The following is a 4050-nucleotide window of genomic DNA, read 5'->3' on the forward strand; positions in this document are numbered from 1 at the left end:
CATCCGTGCCTCCGGAAGAGCGGTGGCCACCGCTCTTCCGGAAACCGCTGCCTATCAGCACGAGTGCGTCGAAGCGAGCGATCAGAACGAACATACAAGTGCGCGCGAGGATCGCCGCTTTTGAGCGAGTCCGCGCAACGGAGCGCCGTGAAGAGAGTGATCTCATCCCCCTAAGGGATCAACACCCCGGGATCTCCCCACGCAATCTCTCACCGCACCTCCCCAAAAGCGGCGATCCTCGCCGCACTCCAAAGCGGCTGCGCCGCGAACGGGCTCACCGCTCGCCATCTACGCCATCCATCGTAGTGGCAGGACTGTCACCACCACGCTCCTGCTTCTTCTTCCCCCGATTCGCTGCCACTGTCAGCGATATCACCCAGACCATGAGAAACACCGTCACCACCCCGAACAAGGCAGCCGAGGCGGAGTACTGCCTCACCGTGACCCGCCATGAGCCATCCGCCTCCTGCGTGCTTTCCAACACGCTTGGCCCTCGCCAGGTGAAACCGCGCTCCACCCGGTTGCCGCTCCCCGGCTCGCGATGAAACGAGAACTGCCGCGGTCCGGTAGGAGTGGTTCCGAGCTCTTCCTCCACCCGATAGCCGAGGATCTCGCCATCCTCGAGAGTCAGGCTCCAGTAGCTCCCGCTGCCCGGTTGCGAGGAGACCACCCGCGTCATCGTGCGATGCGAGTCCACCCATACCCAGATCAGAAGACCGAGCACCATAACCCCGCACCAGTAACAGGCGGAGCCACGCAGCCACCGCAGCTTCCTGCGAAACCCGGATCCCGGAGCGGCCATCTCCCTAATTACGCCCAGACTCTCCAAAAAGCCTACCACCAAGGCCACGGCCCCGAAGGCAATCAAGGTTGGCAAGCCCTCCCACATGGCTACCTCCCCTCCCCTCCGCGCTTCTCCATCCCCTGCATCACCTTCTCCCGCTCCGGTGGCCAGCCGTAGCCGCGCTTCATCGCGCCGGCTTCCTCCGCCGCCTCATACATCTTCCACAAATTCTCCAGCCCTGGCGCGGCACCGATCAAGCCGGGTGAAAGCCTCGCCCGCCCCTGCGCCAGCTCCGCCTGCTTCGCCTCCAGCTCCTGCTCCATCGTGCTCATGCGGGCGGCGGCATCCGCAGCCTGCTCCACCGCATCCCGCGCCGTGGCGAGCGCCCACATCCGTTCGCGGACCTCATCCTCCAGCGCCATCTCCTGCCGGAAGACTTCCTGCCGCGCTTCATCGATATTCTCCAGCAGCAGCCGCTCCCGTGCGGCCTTCATGGACTCCACCTCCGGCAGCTCGCGGGAGAGCTCCGCAAGTTGCGTCTCCGCCAGTGCGCGGATCCCCGCATCCTCCGCGGCCAGCTTGCGCCCCAGCTCGCCGCGCGGGGCATCCCGCAGGAAATGCAGCCGGTGCCGCAGCGCACTATACACCAGCCAATCCTGCTCCGCGGGCTCCACCCGCACCGGCTCCGGTGCCCGCCGTTCCCCGCAGGCGCACAGCGCGACCGCGAGGAAATACGAGATCCATCGTAGCAAGACCCACCCTACGGGTGATAAGGCGCTGGCGGGCCGGGCATTCATCGCTTTTTCTTCTCCGCGGCCTCCTGCTCGAGCTGCTCCATCTGCTCCCGGCTGATCGAATTCACCAGCGGCCAGCCGTAGCCGGACTTCATCGCTTTCCGCAGGTAAGCGGTATCGTACATCTCCTCCACCTCGCTCTTCTTCGCCGGCAGGCCGAAGAGCCAGGGGGAGAGCGGCGCGCGCAGCTCCTTGAGCTTCGCCAGCTTGGCCGCCAGCTCCGTGCTGCTCTCCCAGACCTTCGTCTCGCGCGGCTGCCAGAAGATCGGCATCATCTTCTCCGCAATCTCCGCCTCCAGTGCGATCTCTTGCTCGAAGAGCTCCGCCTGCTCTGCATCCAGCTTCGCCACGATGGCGGTGCGCTGGCGGGCATAGAGATCCTCCACCTTGGGGAGTTCCGCCTTCAGCTCCGCCACGATGTCCGGCTTCAATTGCAGGCGCGCCAGCTCATGGGTCTGCGGATCGCTCGTATCGATGGTCGTGGCCATGCGCAGGAAATGCATGCGATGTCGCGCCGCGCCGAAGATCAGCCAATCGTCATCGCTCGGCACGGAATCCTCCGGCACCTCGTTCGCGCTGGATTCCACCCAGGCCACCGGCTTGTCCTTCTTGCACGCAGGCAGGCACAGGCACAGTGCCAGTAGCATCACTCCGCTCCATCTTCCGCTCGCACGCACCATCCCTCTCCTATCTCCGCGGCGCAGGAGAAACAAGCGCGGGATGAGCATCAACTCCTCATCCCCGCTCCCCTCCCCTCTGGGGCGAAGAGATCCGAAGCCGCCGCCGCGCCCTCACGGCCCACACCAGCGCGCCGGACCACAGCAGCACATGCCCGGCGGCGATCATCCAGTAGGGTACGCGCGCACTCATCCCCCAGGCCCCCGTGTTCGCGGACTTGCCCATCTGCAGGAATCCCGGAGGGAACCACGGGCTCATCCCGTCCGTCTCATCCATCGGCAGGCTGGCGGTGGTGAAGGCCCAGCCCGCAGCACCCGCCACCTGCCGCGGCGCGATCCGGCAGCCCAGCACCACGCGACCGCCGCCATGCGAGACCGCCACCGAGGCCGAGCCATCCCGGCTCTTCGCCATCGCCTGGTCCACCTGCTCCAGCGAGCGGGCCCAGAGCCACAGGATCAGCAGCAGCGCCGCCGCGCCGCCTGCGATCACCCCCTGTAGCCATATCACCCGGACCATCCACCTATCTTCGGAATATCTTCCGGAGTGGCAACCTATCTTCTGTCAAAATCCTGTGAAAGCCTTCACCGCCATTTCACGCAATCCTCATGCGGCGGCGCTTCCATGCACGCAAGACGAGCGCAAGGCCGCCCCAGAGCGGTAGGTAGATCAGCGAGAGGAGCCAGTGTGGAAGCTGGATCCCGAAGGATCGATACTCGGCACCGCTATCGATCGCAAAGGGATCGCCGGCATCCCGCATGAAAGAATCGCTGTCCTGCTTCGCCTGCCACTGAATGCCGGGGCTCGAAACATCGAGATCTTCTGACCTGGTTCCAGGGGATGCATCGAAGAGCTCCGCCAGATCCATCGGGCAGCAGGGACCTCGTCCATGAGTTGAGAGAAACTGAGCTCCATCCTCCCGCGCGAATGAGTCAGGATAAGATCCCCTCCACAGTCGGTCCGCCAGGCATGACCGGTCATCTTGAACCCCGCGGAATTCACCCACATTCCCAGAATCATCAGCAGCCCGAGCGAGCCGAACCAGAAGCCGCGGGAGCGAAGCAGCGTCTTCATGCCTTCGACTCTGCCTCCGGGATCATCGTTTCCGCTGCCATCCGGTTCCGCTTCCATGCACGCCTTGTGAGCAGCAGGCCCCACACCGCCACCGTCATCACGATCAGGAACCAGTAGGGAATACGAAGCTCATAGTAGTGGACGGTGGGGTAGTCCTTCTGCAGCCAGCGCGGCGCGAGGAACCACCTGGGCGTGCCCACCACCGGATCGTGCCGCGTAGCGAAATTCCACGGACCGCCCGTGGATCCGTGCCGCATTTGCTGGTAGCTGATCTCGATCGAGCCCTCGCCATGGATGAGGGAGGCGCTTTCCTCGAAGACCCCGCGCAGCGCACCGAGCCCGCGGACATGCCGGCGGGAATCCGCCCATAGCCCGGACAGCAGCAGCACCAGCAACACGCCGGACCAGAGGATGCGCGAGCGGAGCAGCGGTGGCACGCGCAGCATCCTCCCGCAGGCGATGCCGCGCATCAAGCCCGGCGTGGGGATGCACGCGGAGCGATAAGGAGCGGGGACATCCCGGTCCCCGACCACACGCTCACCCCGACGACAAGAATGTCGTCGCTCCTTACGCTACCCCCTTTGGAGCCGCAGGCTCTTTGGAGCAACGGTGTTCTACTCAAGGACGAATTCCGGCGTTTTGAGCAACGAGTTCATTACCGTGAGCATCTGTCGCATCACTGCGGTTAAAGCCACCTTCTTCGGTTTGCCTTTCGCTACCAGC

At 64.7% G+C, this 4050-nt stretch carries 6 protein-coding genes; all 6 read right to left on the reverse strand.

What is annotated here, in order from left to right; genetic code table 11:
- Window positions 1-274 precede the first annotated feature (274 nt).
- Window positions 275-727 (reverse strand): hypothetical protein, encoded by a 453-nt coding sequence (locus OJ996_RS26290; RefSeq protein ID WP_264516739.1) that lies wholly within the window; start codon window positions 725-727, stop codon window positions 275-277.
- Between the two features lie 164 nt (window positions 728-891).
- Window positions 892-1581: a hypothetical protein gene (locus OJ996_RS26295; RefSeq protein WP_264516740.1), complete on the reverse strand. Its 690-nt coding sequence runs from the start codon at window positions 1579-1581 to the stop codon at window positions 892-894.
- Window positions 1578-2225 carry a hypothetical protein gene (locus tag OJ996_RS26300; protein WP_264516741.1) on the reverse strand — a complete coding sequence of 216 codons (648 nt, stop codon included), beginning with the start codon at window positions 2223-2225 and terminating at the stop codon, window positions 1578-1580. Before OJ996_RS26300 ends, OJ996_RS26295 begins: the two co-directional genes overlap by 4 nt.
- Window positions 2226-2313: 88 nt before the next feature.
- Entirely contained in the window at window positions 2314-2772 is a 459-nt protein-coding gene (locus OJ996_RS26305) for a hypothetical protein (RefSeq protein ID WP_264516742.1), read from the reverse strand.
- A gap of 76 nt (window positions 2773-2848) precedes the next feature.
- Window positions 2849-3121: a hypothetical protein gene (locus OJ996_RS26310; RefSeq protein ID WP_264516743.1), complete on the reverse strand. Its 273-nt coding sequence runs from the start codon at window positions 3119-3121 to the stop codon at window positions 2849-2851.
- A 202-nt stretch (window positions 3122-3323) separates the two neighbouring features.
- Window positions 3324-3797 carry a hypothetical protein gene (locus OJ996_RS26315; RefSeq protein ID WP_264516744.1) on the reverse strand — a complete coding sequence of 158 codons (474 nt, stop codon included), beginning with the start codon at window positions 3795-3797 and terminating at the stop codon, window positions 3324-3326.
- Window positions 3798-4050 lie beyond the last annotated feature (253 nt).

This window comes from Luteolibacter rhizosphaerae, assembly GCF_025950095.1.
In the GTDB taxonomy this organism is placed as follows: Bacteria; Verrucomicrobiota; Verrucomicrobiia; order Verrucomicrobiales; family Akkermansiaceae; genus Haloferula; species Haloferula rhizosphaerae.

Bases quoted from the DNA above. Each gene is read 5' to 3' on its own strand.
- OJ996_RS26290 (WP_264516739.1), bottom strand. From the start codon at position 727: ATGGTGCTCGGTCTTCTGATCTGGGTATGGGTGGACTCGCATCGCACG.
- OJ996_RS26295 (WP_264516740.1), bottom strand. From the start codon at position 1,581: ATGAATGCCCGGCCCGCCAGCGCCTTATCACCCGTAGGGTGGGTCTTG.
- OJ996_RS26300 (WP_264516741.1), bottom strand. From the start codon at position 2,225: ATGCTACTGGCACTGTGCCTGTGCCTGCCTGCGTGCAAGAAGGACAAG.
- OJ996_RS26305 (WP_264516742.1), bottom strand. From the start codon at position 2,772: ATGGTCCGGGTGATATGGCTACAGGGGGTGATCGCAGGCGGCGCGGCG.
- OJ996_RS26310 (WP_264516743.1), bottom strand. From the start codon at position 3,121: ATGGATCTGGCGGAGCTCTTCGATGCATCCCCTGGAACCAGGTCAGAA.
- OJ996_RS26315 (WP_264516744.1), bottom strand. From the start codon at position 3,797: ATGCGCGGCATCGCCTGCGGGAGGATGCTGCGCGTGCCACCGCTGCTC.